We start from the raw sequence: 3306 nt of genomic DNA, 5'->3' as shown, positions 1-3306 counted from the left end.
CTCAAAGACACCTACCGGCAGTTGCTCGCTGCCACCGGAACCGGCGCGGCGCTCGCCAGGGCGGAGCTGGACCTGCGTACCGATCTCGTCTTCGGGCTGATCGAGGGTGTCATCCTCGTCCACCGGTCCGATCCCGAGCGGCCGGTGTCGGTGTTCGCCGAGTCCGCGGCGGACGCCGCACTGCGCGTCGCCGGAGTCTGACCGGCCACGGGTTTCGTGCACGGATGAGCCGGTCCGGCCAGTGCGCGGGGGTCGCCGTCGGGACCCGCCTCGTCGTCGTGGTCGGGCAGCCACTCACCTCCAAGGCAGCCGCACCAGCTGGGTCCTCCCCGTCACTTGCGCCAACGGGGAGGACGACTCCGGGTCCTTGCGTCTCACCGCCGTCCAGCGCAAGCCCTCACGCGGGCGTGGTCGCCAGGGCCTTGGCCGCTGTCGTACGGCTCGCGTACGCGCGGTAGGCGGCACCGAGGGCGACGGTGACGGTGAGGAAGAGGACGGTGAACCATTGGAAGTACCAGTGGCCGCCCGCCGGGTCGTACACCTCCGCGCGGGGCCAGGCGAGGTTGACGGTCATGGCGAGGCCGTAGAGGAGGGCAAGTGCGTTGACGGGGACGCCCCAGCGGCCCAGGGAGAAGAGCGGGGCGCCGGTCTCGTCCGTGCCGGCCGCGGGGAAGCCGCCGCGCAGGCGGCTGACCAGCAGGGGGCCCGTGACCATCGCGTACGCCAGGTACAGCATGACGATGCAGGTGGTGCCGATGGCCAAAAAGGCCTCCGCGGAGGCGAAGTTGAGCAGCAGGAGGGCGGCAGCGAGCGTGCCGACGACCAGGGCAGGGGCGGTGGGCATGCCGGTGCGCGGGTTGACCCTGGCCAGGCGTCGGGCGAAGGGGAGCCGGCCGTCGCGGGCCATCGAGAACAGCATGCGGCACGCCGACGTCTGGATCGCGAGGGTCGCCACCGCGATTGCCACCACCACGTCGGCCAGCAGCAGGCGGCCCACCCCGTCGCCCAGGCTGCTGGTCAGGACGTAGCTGAGGCCGTCGACCGCCAGGCGTCTGTCGGTGAGGCTGGGGGCGGCGAGCAGGCCGCCGAGGACGATCAGGCCGCCGAGCAGCCCCGCGGCACCGAGTGCGATGAGGATCGTGCGGGGCGCGGTGCGGCGCGGGTGGTGGGTCTCCTCGCTCATCTCACCCGCGCTGTCGAACCCGATCAACACGTACGCCGCCGTGAACGAGCCCACGAGCAATGCGCCCAGCAGGCCGGACTGGGCGGCGCCCTCGGTGTGGAAGGTGATGCCGGGGGAGCGTTCGGAGTGGGTTAGCAGGAGCACCACGATCAGGACCGCGCCGATGATCTCCGCGGTCACGCCGACGCGGTTGACCACGGACAGCACGCGGTTGTCGAGGATGTTCACCAGGGTGGTCAGTGCCAGCAGGAGCACGCCGAGGACCGCGGCGTTGGCCGCGCCGTCCGAGGACGTCGGTGCCGGGTCGGTGCCGATCAGCTGGAAGCCGGACCAGATCGCCGGGAGCACCATCTGCAGCGCGAGAGCGGCCGCCGCGACCACCACGATCTGCCCGATCACCATGATCCAGCCGGCGAACCAGCCGAAGGTCCGGTTCGACAGGCGTGAGGACCACTGGTAGATCGCGCCCGAGATCGGATAGCGCGCGGCCAGCTCGGCGAAGCAGGCGGCCACCATCAGCTGGCCGACCAGCACCGCCGGCCAGGCCCAGAAGAAGAGGGGGCCGCCGAACGCGTATCCGAAGGCGAAGAACTGGAAGACCGTGGTCAGGACGGAGATGAAGGAGAACCCGGCCGCGAACGAGGCGTACCGGCCGAGGCTGCGGTGCAGCTCCTGGCGGTAGCCGAACTCGTCGAGGGAGTGGGCGTCGGGGGAGTGGTGCTCCGGCGGGTCGGAGCGGACGTCGGAGGGAACGGTGGTGGTCACGGCGGCACCTGCCTTGGCCTCGAGCACGATTCCTGTCGAGTGACAGAAATTAGGGAGAGGCTGTTTCGCCCGCGTCACGCCGTCATGTCCGGGGCGGGCCCAAGTCCTCACGCCCTCGCTGTCCCGCACCGTACGAGGGATGTTGTTCGAGGTGAACAACCAGCTGAACAAGAGGAAGAGGGGAGGGCTAGGACTTGCAATCAATGTAGGTCAGGGCAGTTAGGGTTGTTCACCTAGCATCAGATATTCCCAACTTGCCCGGCTGTTGAGACCGATCTTTAGATTTGGCGCGCAGGTGGCTCCTCGGAGAAGTCCGGCGCATGCCGCCCTTCTGAGGTCCACCGCGAGCCCCCTGAACATCCCTTCTTGGGCGAAGAGGTCCACCGTCAGCGACGCTGCGCGTGCCGGACGGCCTGGCGGTCGACGCCGGGGTCGCCGGCGGCGAACGACCGGACGCGCAGGAGTCCTCCCTCCGGGCGGGAGCAGCCCGACGTCCTGGCCGACGCCGTCGACCCACGGCCCGTCCGGGCCGGGGCAGCCCTGCATTATCTGCGGCAACGTGTGTCACGCCGCTCCTTCACCCAGTCACCCGCAAGGGGGCACTACTTCCCCCTTCAGAGGTCAACGGTCGCTCTGCGCTGTTGCGGCGGGAGGCGGCCTGGACGTCGATGAGGTCGCGGATGGTGCCGCGGACCTTCGTTCGACGCGTCGGCCGGCCGCCTGCGCGTCGTACGCACCATTCGCGTCGGTCGCCGAGGCCCCACGGGGTCAGCCCCCAGCAGGTCTGCCTGGACTGGATGCTCGCCAAGTCGCCCATGGCCGGTCCGATCCCCGGCGTCGGCCGACCGGAGCATCCGCGACTCGGCGGCATCCGCGGATCTCGAGCTGACGGCGAGGAACTCGCCGAGCTGGATGCCGTCCGACCCCGGGACGCCCGGCCCGCTACTACCGGGCCGTGGGGCTGGCAGCCGGTACAGGCCTTGGTGCTCGACGGCCGGCGGTGTCGCACACCACCGCCGGTAGGGGCTGACGTCGCAGGTCAGCGGGTGTTGGGCGGAGAGGCGCCGCGCACTGCCACGACATCGCAGAAAGCAGGCAGGACCGCCACCTCTCAGGAAGTGGCGGTCTGCCTCGCCTCACGCCTGCTCGGAGCGAGCGTGCGCAAGAACCTAGAACACGCTGACGCCGTACACGCTCAGCGCCTCGGTCACCGGCTGGAAGAAGGTCGTACCGCCGGAGGAGCAGTTGCCGCTACCGCCGGAGGTCAGGCCGATCGCCTTGGTGCCGTCGAACAGTGCACCGCCGGAGTCACCGGGCTTCACAGCGGCACCGTTCAGGCCCTCAACGCCACGGTGAAC

2 protein-coding genes and 1 pseudogene are annotated in these 3306 nt (G+C 70.1%); 1 reads left to right on the top strand and 2 read right to left on the bottom strand.

Features of this window, described 5'->3' with window-relative positions:
- A pseudogene (locus StrepF001_RS44785) lies at positions 1–201 on the top strand (TetR/AcrR family transcriptional regulator); the annotation flags it as partial.
- A 196-nt stretch (positions 202–397) separates the two neighbouring features.
- Here the strand turns inward: StrepF001_RS44785 and StrepF001_RS44780 are convergent.
- The gene (locus StrepF001_RS44780; protein WP_129803809.1) at positions 398–1948 is read right to left on the bottom strand and encodes an amino acid permease; all 1551 of its coding nucleotides are present in this window, start codon (positions 1946–1948) and stop codon (positions 398–400) included.
- Positions 1949–3117: 1169 nt separating this feature from the next.
- Positions 3118–3306: trypsin-like serine protease (locus tag StrepF001_RS44770; RefSeq protein WP_129803808.1), on the bottom strand; the 189-nt coding region annotated here is incomplete at its 5' end.

It is taken from the genome of Streptomyces sp. F001 (assembly GCF_004187715.1).
Lineage (GTDB): Bacteria > Actinomycetota > Actinomycetes > Streptomycetales > Streptomycetaceae > Streptomyces > Streptomyces flavusporus.
This window is presented reverse-complemented; position numbering and strand designations above follow the sequence as displayed.